We start from the raw sequence: 16,308 nt of genomic DNA on the forward strand, positions 1-16,308 counted from the left end.
AAGCATATGAGAAAAAAAGATTCACTTCGTATATATAATTGGTACAAAGAAAAAGGAAACACCGGTGTGTAATGGTGTTTCCTTTTTGTTATTAAATGGATATCTTTAGTCGAATCGTTGATATATTTCAAGATGTGATAGATATATTCGAAAAATCGTTGATATATTTCAAGATATGATAGATATATTCGGAAAATCGTTGATATATTTCAAGATGTGATAGATATATTCGGAAAATCGTTAATATAATTTCACGTACTGTTAGTGTTGTATTATGTTTTAATTAAACTAACACATCAAAAGTAGTCACAAAAGATGGACGAGAGAAAATACTCTTTTGCTGTTCCGCATGTGGATGAGCTGGAGCTTGTCCTTCTGCTTGTACAGGGCGTTTCTTATGAGCGTTTTCGAATGAACGTGATTCTGTCCAGTCTTTAAAGTTTTGCTCTGTTTCCCACATCGTTAAGATGACGTATGTATCGTTACTTAATGGGCGTAGAACACGGATCGCTTGGAATCCTGGTTCGTTTTCAATAAGGCCTGCGCGGTTTTTAAAGCGGTTTTCAAATACTGGGCGACCTTCGTCTGTGACAGAAATGTTGTTACAAACGATATAGCCAGGTTGTCCTTTAAATTCACCGACAGCATCTAGTACATCATATTGAAGTGAACCTTCTACAGATTCTTCTGTATTTTCTTTATAAAACATATTTTTTTCATCATTTTTTGCAGTGAAATGTGCTTGTTCTAGAGGTGTTTCGTATGAAATAATAGCCTTCATTTTAATGCCCCCTTAATAGTTTGTTTCTATTATATCAACTCTCTTAAAAAACTTCGAAGATTATATACATAAAGATACTTCTTTTTCAAATAATAAATGTACCATCATTTGGAAAGAAGGACGATGTATGAAGAAAGTAAAGTGGACTTTATTAGGCGGCGTCGCAACGTTCGTAGTAGCGATTGTAATCTATAAACTTATCGTGTTAGCTGGTGGCTATATGATGGATGAAAAGCAGCTCGTTTTCCACTCTTCATCACGTATCGTTGACCAGAAAGGGAAAGAAATTACGAAATTATACGTAGAAAATAGAGAGCTCGTACCGATCGAGCAAATTCCGAAGTATGTGCAGCAGGCGTTTGTTGCGGTGGAAGATTCTCGTTTTTATGAGCATCAAGGGATTGATTATCCGTCTATATTCCGTGCTCTTTATAAAGATACGTTAGCTAGAGAGAAGGTAGAGGGCGGTAGTACCATTACGCAGCAACTCGCTAAAAACGTCTTTTTAACTCGTGAAAAAACATTTACGCGCAAATTGAAGGAAGTCGCAATTTCTCTTCAATTAGAGCAAAAATATACGAAGCAACAAATTCTTGAAATGTATATGAATCATATTTATTTTGGTCATGGGGCTTACGGCATTCAAGCGGCAGCAAAGTTGTATTTTAATAAAAATGTTGAGGATTTAACAGTAGAGGAAGGGGCAATGCTTGCAGGCCTTCCGAAGTCACCAAACGGATATTCACCGTACTATTCTGCAGAGAAGAGTAAGGAACGCCGTGATCTAGTGTTGTCACTTATGCATAAACAAGGCTATTTGACTGCAGAAGAAAGCGTTCGTTATCAAGGGAAGACAATTGCTCTATATAAAAATTTAGATGAGAATGAGCTTGCATATATGCCGTATATTGATATGGTCATAGATGAAGCCGCTCGTTTATACGGATTGTCTCATCAAGAAGTACTTCGCGGAGGATATACGTTTGTCGTACCTATGGATGAAAAGATTCAAAAGGTAGCATATAACCAGTTTCAAGATGCAAGGAATTTCCCTGGGAAAGAAGAGGGGGCGCAAGGTGCTTTCTTATTAATGGATAATCGTACGGGAGGGATTAAAGCGGCGATTGGGGGAAGAAAGTACGTCCCGAGAGGATTTAATCGTGTTTTTGCCAAAAGGCAGCCTGGATCTGTTTTAAAACCACTTATCGTTTATGCACCAGCACTAGAAACGAAAAAGTATAATCCGTATTCTTTATTAACGAATGAAAGAAATTCTTTTGAAGGGTATGAACCTCGAAATTATAATCATGAGTATTCAAAAGAAATGACGATGTATGATGCGATTTTAGAGTCGGCAAATGTACCGGCAGTTTCTTTATTAAATGAGTTAGGGGTAGAAGAAGGAAAGCAATATTTAGAAAAAGGAAATGTTCATATTGCAGATGCTGGTTTAAGTACAGCGCTTGGCGGATTGAAAAATGGCGTTTCAACATTTGATCTTGTAAAAATGTACCGTTCATTTTTAGCAAATGGAAATATTATCGAGCCGCACGTTATTGATAAAGTATTAAACAGACACGGTGCAGTCATTGGGGAATCTCCAAAAGTAGAGACGAAAATCTTCTCGAAGCAGACAGCATGGTATATGACGAAAATGTTAGAAGGAGTTGTCAAGGAAGGAACAGCAAGAGTTGGTGTATATAACGGTGCGTTAGCTGGAAAAACGGGTACAACTTCATTGCCAAATGACGATAAGGGAGCAAGAGATATGTGGTTCGTTGGTTATACACCGAACTTAGTAGGCGCTGTTTGGATTGGTTATGACCGTACGGATAAGGAGCATCAGTTGCAAGGAGAAAGTGCATCTGCGACAAAATTGTTTAAGAAAATTTTAACGAAGGCTAATGTAGAACATAAAGAGAAGTTTATGAAGCCTGAAGGTGTGGAAACAATCGGCGCTCCGATTCGGCTGCGCAAAATTGAAGATGTAAAAATGAAATTATCATTTAGCCCTTTCGGTTTATTTAAAGTAAAATTAAGCTGGACACCACTTCCAGATAACAGAATTATGTACCGAATCTATAGAGTGGAGAATGGAATTCATACGCATGTTAGCACTGTAAATGGTGCTGGAGAATATGAGGAAAAGTTCATTAACATATTTTCAAAACCAAGCTTTTACGTTGTACCATATAATACACAAACGAATCGTGAAGGAGAAAAGTCAAAAGTAGCTAAACCATAGTTTTTCTCTGTGTTATAATAAGAATGTTGTGAAAATAGTAAGCGTTTTTACGAATGTTTGTGTCAATTTAATGAACAACGTACATAATATTATGCATTTTGTTTTTACAAGCTGTATAGTAAAAAAAGATAAATATCGAACGTATTCGAAGCATTGGTAAGGAAGGGAGCAAGGGTCTTGGTAAGAAATATAAATGAGACATTTTTAAAAGCATGTAGGGGGGAACGTACTGATTATGTACCAGCATGGTATATGCGTCAGGCAGGTCGTTCGCAGCCGGAATATAGAAAGATAAAAGAAAAGTATTCTTTATTTGAAATTACACACAATCCAGAGTTATGTGCTTACGTTACAAAATTGCCAGTTGATCAATATAACGTAGACGCAGCAATTCTTTATAAAGATATTATGTCACCACTACCTGCAATTGGTGTGGATGTAGAAATTAAATCAGGTATTGGCCCAGTTATCGATAACCCAATCCGTTCTTTACAAGATGTAGAAAAACTAGGGGAAATCAATCCAGAAGATGACGTACCGTACATACTAGATACAATTCGTTTATTAACGACAGAAATGTTAGACGTACCGTTAATCGGTTTTTCAGGAGCTCCATTTACATTAGCGAGCTATATGATTGAAGGCGGTCCATCTCGTAACTACCATAATACGAAAGCGTTCATGTATGCAGAGCCAAAAGCTTGGTTCGCTTTAATGGATAAACTAGCAGATATGGTTATTACATATTTAAAAGCGCAAATTAACGCAGGGGCAAAAGCAGTTCAAATTTTCGATTCTTGGGTTGGAACAGTAAATGTAGCAGATTATCGCGTATTTATTAAACCAGCAATGGAGCGTATTTTTGCAGAAGTTCGTAAGATGGGTGTTCCAATGATTATGCACGGCGTAGGAGCTGCACACTTAGTGAATGAGTGGCACGACTTACCGCTTGATGTAGTCGGCTTAGACTGGCGCTTACCGATTGAAGAAGCACGTGCACGCGGTATTCATAAGGCGGTACAAGGTAATATGGACCCTTCATTCTTACTTGCACCATGGTCTGTTATTGAGGAACATGTAAAAGGTATTTTAGATCAAGGGATGAAACAGCCGGGTTATATCTTTAACTTAGGTCACGGTGTATTCCCAGAAGTAAATCCAGATACATTAAAACGTTTAACTACATTTATTCATGAATACTCTAAAGGGCAGTTAGCGAAGTAAAGGAGCATTGCTGTATGAAAAAGAAAATTGGTTTGCTTGTAATGGCATACGGAACGCCATATAAAGAAGAAGATATTGAACGTTACTATACACATATTCGCAGAGGAAGAAAGCCAAGTCCTGAAATGCTGGAAGATTTAACAGAGCGTTACCGTGCAATTGGTGGTATTTCTCCTTTAGCTACTATTACATTAGAGCAAGCTAAGAAGTTAGAACAGCGTTTAAATGAAGTACAAGATGAAGTAGAGTATCATATGTATCTTGGCTTAAAACATATTGAACCGTTTATTGAAGATGCAGTGAAAGATATGCATAACGACGGAATACAAGATGCAATCGCACTTGTTCTTGCACCTCACTATTCTACGTTTAGCGTGAAATCGTACGTTGGACGAGCACAAGAAGAAGCTGAGAAACTTGGAAACTTAACAATTCACGGCATTGATAGCTGGTATAAAGAGCCGAAATTCATCCAGTACTGGGTTGATGCAGTGAAAGGTATATATAACGGTATGTCAGATGCAGAGCGTGAAAAAGCAGTATTAATCGTATCTGCACATAGCTTACCAGAGAAAATTATTGCAATGGGCGATCCATATCCAGATCAATTAAATGAAACAGCGGATTATATCGCGCGCGGAGCTGAAGTAGCAAACTATGCAGTAGGCTGGCAAAGTGCTGGAAACACACCAGATCTTTGGATTGGTCCAGATGTACAAGATTTAACGAGAGAACTAAATGAAAAGCACGGTTATACTTCATTCGTATATGCACCAGTTGGATTTGTTGCGGAACATTTAGAAGTTTTATATGATAACGACTTTGAGTGTAAAGTTGTAACGGATGAAATTGGTGCAAAATATTATCGTCCAGAAATGCCAAATGCATCGGAGGCATTTATTGATTGTTTAACAGATGTTGTATTAAAGAAAAAAGAATCTGTACTGTAAGAAGAAAGGAGGAGCCTGCTTGAGGAAAAAAGTTGTGATCGTCGGCGGAGGCATCACTGGATTAACAGCAATGTATAACTTACAAAAAAATATTCATGAAAAAAACTTGCCGATTGATACATTACTTATAGAAGCATCGGGTAAACTTGGCGGAAAAATTCAAACCGTTCGAAAAGATGGATTTACAATTGAGCGCGGACCAGATTCTTTCTTAGCACGAAAAGAAAGTGCAGCTAGATTAGTGGAAGAATTAGGTCTTGGCGATGAACTTGTAAATAATCAAGCCGGTCAATCATTTATCCTTGTAAACAATCGGTTACATAAAATGCCGAATGGATCAATGATGGGAATTCCAACGCAAATTACGCCGTTTCTATTTTCCGGGCTGTTCTCCCCAATTGGTAAACTAAGAGCTGGCTTTGATCTATTAATGCCGAGGTCAAAGCCAGTATCTGACCAATCACTCGGACAATTTTTCAGACATCGTCTTGGAAACGAAGTGGTTGAAAACTTAATAGAGCCGTTATTATCGGGTATTTATGCAGGGGATATTGATGAAATGAGCTTAATGTCAACATTCCCGCAAATGTATCAAATTGAGCAGAAACATCGCAGTATTTCACTCGGTATGCGTACGCTCGCTCCGAAAGAAGAGAAAGCTGAACCGAAAAAGGGAATGTTCCAAACAGTGAAAACAGGTTTAGAATCTATCGTAGAATCTCTCGAAGCAAAGATGCATGAAGGTACGATAATAAAGGGAACTCGCATTGAAAAAGTTGCAAAACAGGGTGATGGTTATACGATTACTCTTAGTAACGGAAAAGAAATAGAAGCGGACGCCATCGTAGTGGCAACTTCGCATAAAGTATTGCCGTCCATGTTTGCTCAGTACAAGCAGTTTCGTTTCTTCCGTAATATTCCAGCCACATCCGTTGCGAATGTGGCACTTGCTTTCCAAAAGTCTGCAATCCAGCGCGATATTAATGGTACAGGATTTGTCGTATCACGAAATAGCGATTACACCATTACAGCATGTACGTGGACGCATAAAAAATGGCCACATACAACGCCAGAAGGAAAAACACTCCTTCGCTGTTACGTTGGACGTGCTGGTGATGAAGCGGTTGTAGAACAAACTGAAGAAGAACTCGTTCAGCTCGTACTAGAAGATTTAAGGAAGACGATGGATATTACAGAGGATCCAGAGTTTACAATCGTAAGTCGCTGGAAAGAAGCGATGCCTCAATATACAGTAGGCCATAACGAGCGAATGAAAAAGCTCACAACATTTATGGAGAAAGAGTTGCCAGGTATATACTTGGCAGGTAGCTCCTATGCTGGTGCTGGACTTCCAGACTGTATGAATCAAGGTGAGGAAGCTGCAAAGCGTGTATTATCTCATTTGGAGAAAGTAATAGATGCTGAATTAATCGCACAATAAATTATAAGAAACGCCTTCAATCATATTGAAGGCGTTTCGTTTATTATATAAAATACTTATTCGCCAATAAACATATATAAGTTATTTGGCTTTATAACAGCATCTCCTGCATAAATAACCCAATCTGTTAAGTTATCAAAATCTAAATGATAACTATTTCCTTCACTCATATCTTCTATAAAATATGGTTCATTGATGAGTATTCCTTGAATCAGGTCTTCTGTAATATGTTGCATTTCAAACCACATATGTTCGCTTTTACCCTCTTCATAGGAAACACCAAACTTAGCGAGAAAACGAAACTCTTCATTGGATTTTTCAATTTGAAAAATGTTGCTGAAATACCCGAAAGTATTTTTCGCATTATAAGCCATACGATCGGTTTCACTATTTGTTTTATAGAACGTGAGCCCTGTAGCTTCCTCGTGTTCTTTGAAAAAACTTTCAATATATTCTTCTGAAGTATTAAATTTGAATAAGAGAACGGATGGAGATTGATGGTATTCATCTCGGGCATCCATTCCGCCTAAGAATGTATTTTGTGCATCTATTGGCTGTAATTTCACTTCTTCATCCTTGATTGAAGATAATTGGTCCATACTCGTTTTATGCCCTATATAAGATAATCCTTTCTCCCACGGAACAGCGACTGTATGTATAGAACCTTGCTGACTATGCGCGATAACGATAGGCTCATTCATAGGGACTTGTCCATTCTCAACGGCATTATTAGCAAATGTTTGAAAGAGATCGCCAATGCCGTAGTAGGAAGAAATGCGATTTGGAATAATTAACTCTATTTCAGTTACGCCCGCTCTTAAAAGGCCGTGTGTATGAAACCAATATTGCGTAGGCTCGCCTTCTTTATCGTCTTCATAAACGGAATGAATAACGTATAAGTCAGGAATGTCAGGTAATAATTCATTTTCAACGTGATATTCAATATAGTTTCTAGATATCACTTTCATTGCTGCACTTGAATCGATTACAAATAACAAATCTGGGGCGAGGTTCCATAAAAATTGTATTTGCTGGAAAAAGCAGTCGAGTACATCGCCTACAAATAGCGTACGAGTGAAAATTTCAGTACCGAAAGCCGCATCTTCAAAATTACGATCTACAATTGTAGAATCTTGTCTATTGTACATTTTATATTCTTCTGGGTCATTCGCCTCATCAATATGCAGTTCATACGGTATGATTGTTTCATCCATATGTAACTCAACAATAAGGCTTGTCTCATCACTATAAACAATTTTTAACTCATCAACTTTAGTAGCGATATTTTCTAGCCGTTGTTTTAACTGCTCAATTGTAATTCTAGTTGGTATAACAGCAATCATATCTGAAAAATGACGTTCTAATGTTCCATTCATAGCTGCGCGGTATGTTTCTGTTTGCACTTCCATCCAATCACTCCTATTCAAATGAATCCATTTTACATGCCAATCAAATGTCGATATTTTCTGTTTTCTCTCTCTAACATTATAGAGTGCATTTGTAGAAGGTGTAAAATTATTATTTTGTATTATAGTTTGAAAGCTTGTAAATTAAATAAATCTTTTGTAAAATTTGTCGAAAAATAGTTCTATATAACGAATCATTTGTTATGATAGAAATGCTGAGAAAATATGAAATAGGGAGAGGAAAATGGCTGTGAAGAAATTGTTAAGCGTCTTTTTATCATTCTTGCTATTGCTTTCATTTACTGGAACTTTAGCGCAAGCAGAAGAAACTGCTTCTATGTCAGTAGAAAAAGCAATTCAAGTATTTAAGCAGCAAGGGAAAACGAAGGGGATTGTGGAAGGATATATTGTCGGATATACGCAAAGTTCTTCTAAATATACGAAGGATCCAGCTAAGTTTGATGATACAAACGTAGCAATTGCAGATTCGCCAAACGAAACGAATCCAGACAAAATCATGCCCGTTCAGTTGCCAAAAGGTGATGTGAGAACGGCAGTGAATGTAAAAGATCACCCTGAAAATATCGGGAAGAAAGTTAGTTTGACTGGGACTCTTGAATTATATTTTAGTAACCCAGGTTTAAAATCAGTAACAGCTTATAAGTTTCAAGGTGAAGGACAAAACCGTGTTAGCGATGTAGTAGCTTCACCGAACGGTGGAGAAGTTGCTAAAGGAACAGCGGTAACATTAACGACGAATACAGAAGGTGCAACGATTTACTATACGTTAGATGGCTCTAATCCTACTAATAAAAGTGTTCTTTATAATGGACAAATTATAGTGAATGAAAATAGTGTAGTGAAAGCAATCGCAGAAAAAGAAGGACTTACTTCTTCAGCAATTTCGACATTTTCATTTATTATCGTAAATAATGAACCAGTTCGTATTCATGACATTCAAGGAAAATCACATATGTCTCCTTACAACGGGAAGAAAGTAAACAATGTGGAAGGCGTTGTCACAGCGCTTGATAAAAACGGCTTTTATATAGAAGACAATCAGCCAGATAATGATCCAGCTACTTCAGAAGGTATGTACGTATATAAAAAAGATGCGAATGTAGCAGTAGGAGATCTTATTCAAGTTGATGGAGTAGTAGAAGAATATGTTGGACCAGGATATGCAGAGCGATTTGAAACAGACTTAACGACGACAGAAATTAAGGCGAGTCGCGTTGCTGTAATCGCAAAAGATCAATCTTTGCCAGCACCGATTGTACTTGGGGAAAACGGTGTGAAAATCCCGGACCAGATTATTGATAATGATGCATTCGGTTTATTTGATCCAAATGAAGATGCAATCGACTTTTATGAAAGTATAGAAGGCATGCGTGTTACGATGCCAACACCAAAAATTATTGCACCTCAGAAAAATGGAAATTTATATGTAACAGTAAAAAATGGTGGAGATAAAATAGTAACACAATATGGCACACCTCTATTAGATGAAAACCAATTAAACCCAGAGCGTCTTTCTGTAAAAGTACCTCGCGATTATGTAGCAAAAGTAGGAGATACTTTCACTGGAGATATAACAGGGGTAGTAGGATATGATTACGGTTCTTTCCGTATTTCGCCAATAACAGAACTGCCAGCTGTAGTGGATGGTGGATTTAAGCAAGTAGGCGCAAATATTCAGCCACGTCTTGATAAGTTAACGGTTGCTACATATAACATTGAAAACTTCTCAGCGAATAAAAAAGAAACAACAGATGAAAAGGTAAAAGCGCTAGCGTATTCTATTAAATACAACTTAAAAATGCCAGATATTATCGGTGTAGAGGAAATGCAAGATAATAACGGATCAATTAATGACGGTACAACAGATGCGTCATTAAGCGCAAAACGTATCATTGATGCAGTTCTAGAAATTCGTGGACCGAAGTATGAGTATGTAGAAATCGCTCCAAACAATAATCAAGACGGAGGAGCACCAGGAGCGAATATTCGCGTCGGCTTCTTCTATAATCCATCACGCGTGAAATTAGCGCCGGTACCAAAGTTACTTGATAAAAATGTTGTTCGTATTGGAGACGAAAATCCATTATTTGAAAGTACACGTAAACCGTTAGCGGCAGAATTTACGTTCCAAGGACAAAACATTGTTGTCGTTGCAAATCACTTAAACTCAAAACTAGGAGATGCAACGCCATTTGGAAAAGTGCAGCCGCTCGTATTAAAAAGTGAAGACAAACGAATTCAGTTAGCACAAGAAGTAAATCATTTCGTGCAAGGAATTCAGAAAAAGAATACGAATGCACCAGTTGTCGTGTTAGGTGATATGAACGATTTCGAATTCTCTAAACCACTAAAAACACTAGAGGGAACAATCTTAAAAGATATGTTAAACACAGTGCCAAAAGAGAATCGTTACACGTACATTCACGAAGGAAATGCACAAGTGTTAGATCATATTTTAGTAACAAATAATATCGCACCACACACAATTGTAGATCCAGTGCACTTAAACTCAAATATAATGAAAGAGCACGGACGTGTAAGCGACCATGACCCAGTACTTGCTCAAATTGATTTGAAGAAAGCTTCTTAAAGAAAGGAACGCTTAGGTAACTAAGCGTTCTTTGTTTGCATCGTTATAGAATAGTATAAAGAGATGATTCCTTTTTTTGTAATCTAATGATAAAATTGATTGAATATTTAGTTTTTAATAAGGGGGACAACAATGCAGTTACAAATAAATGGAAAGGTAATGAATCAGTTTGCAATTTTTTTTAGTACGATCATCATGCTTCAGTTTGTAGCTGATATAACAGGACTTACAAGCAATCTAGATATTACGTATAACTTAATACATACAGCAGCTTCTTATATAACATTTAGTTTGGCGGTTATTTTCACTTTAATAGGTGCAAGAAGAGAATTAAGTAAATATGCAATTGTTTCATTATGTTTAGTAATAGCGATTAAAGCGATTTATTTTGTAGCGGTTGTTATTTTATGGGGATTGGCAGGTACACCGTAAGTGAATAGTAAATAAAACCCTAATTTCCAATATAGTAAGGAAATTAGGGGTTTATTATACTTGAAACGCTTTTCTGCACCGCTCTCTTTTTTGCAACCTTCTTCTATATTTTTTTCTATCACGTTTTACTCCTTGTATATACATGATTAAGCTAACGAAGAGGAAGAAGGCACATTGTATTGTCAAAATATATGGTGACATGCCATGCAGCGGCTGCCTTGGATCATATAAATGAATAGGTGCTCCGCCTATTGTAGGGAGTACCGTATTTAGCAGGACGTAAGGAATAGAGGTAGTTGCAAATGGAAATAGAAGCGCCATATAGTCCTTTTGGGACCATGCAGATGCAGCAAGTCCTAAAAGAGCCATCAAACCTGCAAATAAAAAATTAATTCCGATATATACAGCAATGTAAGTGATGGGAGAAGTTTCATATAAGTTTGCGAACATCCCGTTATCATTTATAATGCCTGAACCAGCCGTTGGTACTCCGTCTGGAATGGTTAATTTGCAAAATAATAACGATAAGATGAATGGAAATGTATAAAGAAGTCCGCCGCAAAAAAATGTAACGATATATTTCGTTACTGAATAAGAAAATAAAGAAATTTCTTTACTGACAAACGGTTTAAAACCATCGGACTTATCCGAGTTATAACTTGTACTAAAGGGAAGACTTGCAATAACTGGCATTAATAATAAATAAACATCCATTTCATTTCCACGAAATCCAATCCATTTAATATCCGTCGATATAGGTCCATTCGCAGCGTCTCCTAAATAACGAATTACATAATAATAATGATAAATACAAATAAGAACAAATCCACTAAACATAATAATTAAAGAAACACGATTACAAAAAGCTTGCTTTATATTTAAACGAAGCGCACGCATCATGACTGAAAAAGCCTCCACTATTTTGATAAACTTGTCTATTTTCTATATTACTATTAATTGTAAAGATTTTCTTGTTTTTTTATTTGATTATTTGAAAAAGAGGAATTTTGTTGTTGTGAAGTAAGGTTTAGCTGAAATTAATTTTTCTAAAATATGGTTGACAATTAAGTATTACATTTGTAATCTTAATTATAGATTACAAATGTAATACTTAGGAGTGAAACATACGATGACAAATCAATTACCTAAAATATCTGAAGCGGAATTAGAAATTATGAAAGTACTTTGGTCGAGTTCTCCGCAAACAGCGAATGAAATTATAGAAGAACTGGAAGATGCAATGGACTGGAAACCGAAAACAATCCGCACATTAATTAATCGATTAGTACAAAAGGAAGCCGTTTCTTACCATCAAGATAAAGGGCGTATGTACGCTTATTATCCGTTAGTATCACAAGATAATTATTTGCAAGTGGAAACGAAATCTTTACTAAAACGTTTTTGCGGTGCAGCGTTTAAGCCATTACTTGTTAATTTCTTAAAAGAGGAGAAATTATCTTCAGAAGATATTAATGAATTAAAACGCATTTTAGATGAGAAGACAGAGGAGAATAAGAGGAAGGATCGATAAAAATGATAAACACGCTTATAAATGTATACCTTCCTCATTTTTTTGATTGGCTTATAGAAACGTCACTTATGGCTAGCATATTAGTCGGATTTATTTTATGTATAAAAGTTCTATTTAGAAATAAATTAACCCCCCGGTGGCAATATATGCTGTGGATCGTATTAATGATAAGACTCCTTTTACCGTGGTCGCCAGATAGCTCTTATAGCATTTACTCATTACTTTCTTATAGTTCTAGCGTATCGGAAGTTATTCCAAAAAATATCCCGGCTACTGAGAATATAGTGAACATAGAAAGCGACCGAAAAGTGGAATTGGAATCAAATTCTAAAATGGTGACAAAAACTAGCGAACCGGAAGTAAAAGTCAGTTCGGAAAAACAGACTACATTTTCTTTATACAAACTTGCTTTGTATGTGTGGCTAGCTGGGGTAATCATAGTAGCAGCCATCACGTTTCTTACAAATAGACGTTTATATTCTTACATAAAGAAACAACCGGATATTACGGACGAACAGGTCACTACAGTGTTTAATCGCTGTAAGCAGTCTATGAAAATGAAGAAGGCAGTTTCGTTACGTCTAGCGGGAAAGATTGCGAGCCCAACTGTGTTTAGTTTCTTTCGTCCGAAAGTATTACTATCAAAAAAACATATGAAAGTATTAAATGAACAACAATTACAATATGTCTTTTACCATGAGTTAGCTCATATTAAGAGAAACGATGTAGCTGTAAATTGGATTATGTACAGTTTAATCCTATTAAATTGGTTCAATCCGATTCTTTGGTACGCCTATTTTTGTATGCGAGAAGATCAAGAATTAGCCTGTGATGCATATGCACTTACTTTTATAGATAAAGAGGAACAAATTGCATACGGTCATACAATTATTACCCTTCTAGAACATTATTCCTATCAAGTACCAAGCCTAGCAAATTTAAGTAGAAATAAACGAACACTAAAAAGGAGAATCGTTATGATTAAAAAGTTTCAAAAGAAATCGTATCGTCTTTCTTTACTTGGGATTATTGCTATAGTTGCTATAGCATCCCTTTCTTTATTCAACGCACGTACAACGGAAGGAAAAGAAAAGCAAGAGGATAAAGTAGAGCAGTCAAAGGATGCTTTCCAAAATGCTGTAGATACATTATTTGGTACAGAGGAAAAGGCGAGAAAAGAGTGGGGAATGTCAAACTGGCAATATGAAAACCGAACAGCCTTTTTATATCATGCTGAAAAAGCTTTAACAAAGGAAGAGTTTGAGAATTATGTGCAGTTATATAAAGAGGTATTACAGATCGAGAAAAAAGGATTAGTTAGATTAAACTTACCCGAAAATTTCCAAGGGGATATAAAAGAGGTGAAAGAAGAGCGCTTAAGTACAGAAAATCGTGAAAAATTAAAAGAAATTCGTAATAAAACAACTCCTTATGAGGATAAGGTAGGGAGGTATTTAACATATACAGTTGAAGAAGTGCAGCAACATGTTGATTTCCAAATTAAGAGGCCAACTTATACAATTAAAGGATATACCCAAAAAGACGAAAGGGTGAATTATTATCTTAAGATAAAGCCGGAATTCACTATTGAATTAGAATATACGAACGGAAAAGGAAATTATACAATTTCTCAATCGCAAGTTTTTGGGGAAAGCAAAGACCCATTTAGCCACCAGTTTATAGTGCCTGAAAATATAGAAAAGTACGAACTAGAAGGGAATCAAATATTCTACGCTACTCATCACTCGGATAGTAATTTACAAGGTATGAAGATGATTGTTCCAGCAAAAGGGAAAAATAGTGCATACCAAATCGTTATTATTAATCATAGTTTAGAGAACCCAGGAGAAGCAGTATTCGATAAGAATGTAAATAAAGAAGAACTAGAGAAAATTATGCTTTCTATGTTGAAATAGCAAAAAGGTGTTCTTAAGATGTATATCTCTAGAACATCTTTTCCTTTTCTCTTTTCTTCTGATAAACTATGGAAAGTATGATATACACTGACTGAAATTTTTTTATACTGGAAATAATAAAAAGAGAACTTGTATAGAATGTAAGCGTGTGGTAATATCAAAGATGTACTGATTGACTATATTATCCAATTGGTCATTTTTGGAGGTGAAGATGTGGCGATAGATCGAAAACGTTCTATTATTGAAGCTGCAACAAAGTCTTTTTCAGCGTTCGGTTATAAAGCAACAACGATGGATCAAGTAGCGAAGTTAGCGAATGTAGGGAAAGGAACGATTTATACTTTTTTCAAAAATAAAGAAGAGTTATTTGGTGAAATTATTTCTAATTTAATTACAGAAATGAAGCAAGTTGCAGAAAGTGCAATTCGTTCAGATGTTTCATTTTTTGAAAATGTACATAGAGCATTATATAGCATCTTGGAATTTAGAAAAGAACATCAGCTTATGATTAAATTAATTCAAGAAGAGCGCGATATGGGAACGAAAGAAGTACAAGAAGTTATGCAACAAGTTGATGTGGAAATCGTTTCTGTTATTCAATCGTATTTAAAGATTGCGATTGAAAAAGGTGAAATTAGCAAATGTGATCCAGAAATTACAGCATTTATTATGCTTCGTCTATATGTATCGCTTATTTTTGATTGGGAAAAAAATCATGAACCGCTAGAAAAAGAAAAAATTGCAGAGTTATTTGAACTTTATTTACTAAAAGGATTGTCAAACTAAGATAATCCTTTTAATTTTATAAAAAAATGACCGAATGAACAATGTGGTCATATATTTAAGTTAAGGGGGGATATAGAAAAAATATAATCATAATGAGAAAAAGTTGCATAGTAATAAATTCGGGGATAAGGCATATGTATGAACAAGTATAGCCTTTTTGTTTGGGTAAAAATGACTATATGAACATTTTGGTCATTTTATAAAAGGGGGAGAAATTATGAAAGGTAATCAGTTACTTCGGAAAGAGTTCACGGAAATTATAAAAAGTAAAAAAATATTAATTCCAATTATTGCGGTCTTATTCGTACCGATTTTATATGCAGGGATGTTTTTGTGGGCCTTTTGGGATCCGTATAAACAGTTAGATGACTTACCAGTTGCAGTAGTCAATTTAGATAAAGGCGCAGTATTTGATGGGAAACCAATTGAGGTCGGAAAAGGGCTCGTTGATAATTTAAAAGATAATAAAAGTTTTAAATGGGAGTTCGTAAGTGAAAAAGAAGCAAAGAAAGGAATGGAAGGTAGAAAGTATTACATGTTAGTGCGCATTCCAGATGACTTCTCAAGTAACGCTACAACGTTACTAAAAGACAATCCAAAGCCATTAAACTTAGAGTACATTCCAAACGAAAGTTTAAACTTCTTATCTTCACAAATTGGAGGAACAGCCATTGAAAAGATTAAAACTGAAGTATCAAGTACGTTAACGAAAACATATGCAGAGAAAATGTTTGATTCCATTCAAGACGTCTCAAAAGGATTAGCAGATGGGGCGGAAGGAGCAAATAAACTACACGACGGATCAAGTGAGCTGCATGATGGTTCAAGTAAAGTGACGGATGGCCTTCATACACTTCAAGGGAAATCTGGGGAGATGAAGGATGGAGTTCAGAAATTAGCAGATGGATCTAATAAATTAGTAGATGGATCAGGCAAAGTAACAAACGGTTTAAATGTGCTAAATAGTAAAACAGGTGAAATGCAG

13 protein-coding genes are annotated in these 16,308 nt (G+C 35.9%); 10 read left to right on the forward strand and 3 right to left on the reverse strand.

All coding sequences use genetic code 11. The features are described 5' to 3' along the window. Window positions 1-283 precede the first annotated feature (283 nt). The gene (hmoB, locus tag MR107_RS26035; RefSeq protein ID WP_000644067.1) at window positions 284-781 is read right to left on the reverse strand and encodes a heme-degrading monooxygenase HmoB; all 498 of its coding nucleotides are present in this window, start codon (window positions 779-781) and stop codon (window positions 284-286) included. A 127-nt stretch (window positions 782-908) separates the two neighbouring features. Between hmoB and MR107_RS26040 the strand changes: the two genes are divergently transcribed. The 4 genes from MR107_RS26040 to hemY all read left to right on the forward strand — a co-directional run bounded on the left by MR107_RS26040 (window position 909) and on the right by hemY (window position 6,641). Beyond that, window positions 909-3,026 (forward strand): transglycosylase domain-containing protein, encoded by a 2,118-nt coding sequence (locus MR107_RS26040; protein ID WP_242245272.1) that lies wholly within the window; start codon window positions 909-911, stop codon window positions 3,024-3,026. 177 nt (window positions 3,027-3,203) lie between these two features. Beyond that, window positions 3,204-4,250 (forward strand): uroporphyrinogen decarboxylase, encoded by a 1,047-nt coding sequence (gene hemE, locus MR107_RS26045; RefSeq protein WP_086395911.1) that lies wholly within the window; start codon window positions 3,204-3,206, stop codon window positions 4,248-4,250. A gap of 14 nt (window positions 4,251-4,264) precedes the next feature. Continuing rightward, the gene (gene hemH / locus MR107_RS26050) at window positions 4,265-5,200 is read left to right on the forward strand and encodes a ferrochelatase (RefSeq protein ID WP_242292889.1); all 936 of its coding nucleotides are present in this window, start codon (window positions 4,265-4,267) and stop codon (window positions 5,198-5,200) included. Between the two features lie 19 nt (window positions 5,201-5,219). Then, window positions 5,220-6,641, forward strand: coding sequence for a protoporphyrinogen oxidase (hemY, locus tag MR107_RS26055; protein ID WP_242245273.1), 1,422 nt, complete (start codon window positions 5,220-5,222; stop codon window positions 6,639-6,641). A 56-nt stretch (window positions 6,642-6,697) separates the two neighbouring features. Here the strand turns inward: hemY and MR107_RS26060 are convergent, their stop codons facing one another. After that, complete coding sequence (locus MR107_RS26060; protein ID WP_242292890.1) at window positions 6,698-8,050, reverse strand: DUF4026 domain-containing protein; 1,353 nt, start codon at window positions 8,048-8,050, stop codon at window positions 6,698-6,700. 241 nt (window positions 8,051-8,291) lie between these two features. Between MR107_RS26060 and MR107_RS26065 the strand changes: the two genes are divergently transcribed. Both MR107_RS26065 and MR107_RS26070 read left to right on the forward strand, forming a co-directional pair. After that, on the forward strand, window positions 8,292-10,658 hold the full coding sequence (locus MR107_RS26065) for a DUF6359 domain-containing protein (protein WP_086404520.1): 2,367 nt from the start codon (window positions 8,292-8,294) through the stop codon (window positions 10,656-10,658). 132 nt (window positions 10,659-10,790) lie between these two features. Continuing rightward, window positions 10,791-11,090, forward strand: coding sequence for a hypothetical protein (locus tag MR107_RS26070; RefSeq protein WP_001176843.1), 300 nt, complete (start codon window positions 10,791-10,793; stop codon window positions 11,088-11,090). A 54-nt stretch (window positions 11,091-11,144) separates the two neighbouring features. Here MR107_RS26070 and MR107_RS26075 read toward each other — a convergent pair whose 3' ends face one another. After that, entirely contained in the window at window positions 11,145-11,990 is an 846-nt protein-coding gene (locus MR107_RS26075) for a hypothetical protein (RefSeq protein ID WP_000984145.1), read from the reverse strand. Between the two features lie 229 nt (window positions 11,991-12,219). Here MR107_RS26075 and MR107_RS26080 point away from each other — a divergent pair, with 229 nt between their 5' ends. From MR107_RS26080 to MR107_RS26095, 4 genes are all read left to right on the forward strand, one after another. Continuing rightward, on the forward strand, window positions 12,220-12,621 hold the full coding sequence (locus tag MR107_RS26080) for a BlaI/MecI/CopY family transcriptional regulator (RefSeq protein WP_000184509.1): 402 nt from the start codon (window positions 12,220-12,222) through the stop codon (window positions 12,619-12,621). 2 nt (window positions 12,622-12,623) lie between these two features. Further along, window positions 12,624-14,537: a M56 family metallopeptidase gene (locus tag MR107_RS26085; protein ID WP_086404521.1), complete on the forward strand. Its 1,914-nt coding sequence runs from the start codon at window positions 12,624-12,626 to the stop codon at window positions 14,535-14,537. 213 nt (window positions 14,538-14,750) lie between these two features. Next, the gene (locus MR107_RS26090; RefSeq protein ID WP_000963381.1) at window positions 14,751-15,323 is read left to right on the forward strand and encodes a TetR/AcrR family transcriptional regulator; all 573 of its coding nucleotides are present in this window, start codon (window positions 14,751-14,753) and stop codon (window positions 15,321-15,323) included. 217 nt (window positions 15,324-15,540) lie between these two features. Next, window positions 15,541-16,308: YhgE/Pip family protein (locus MR107_RS26095; RefSeq protein WP_242292891.1), on the forward strand; the 768-nt coding region annotated here is incomplete at its 3' end.

It is taken from the genome of Bacillus cereus group sp. BfR-BA-01441 (genome assembly GCF_022663075.1).
Taxonomy (GTDB): Bacteria; Bacillota; Bacilli; order Bacillales; family Bacillaceae_G; genus Bacillus_A; species Bacillus_A cereus.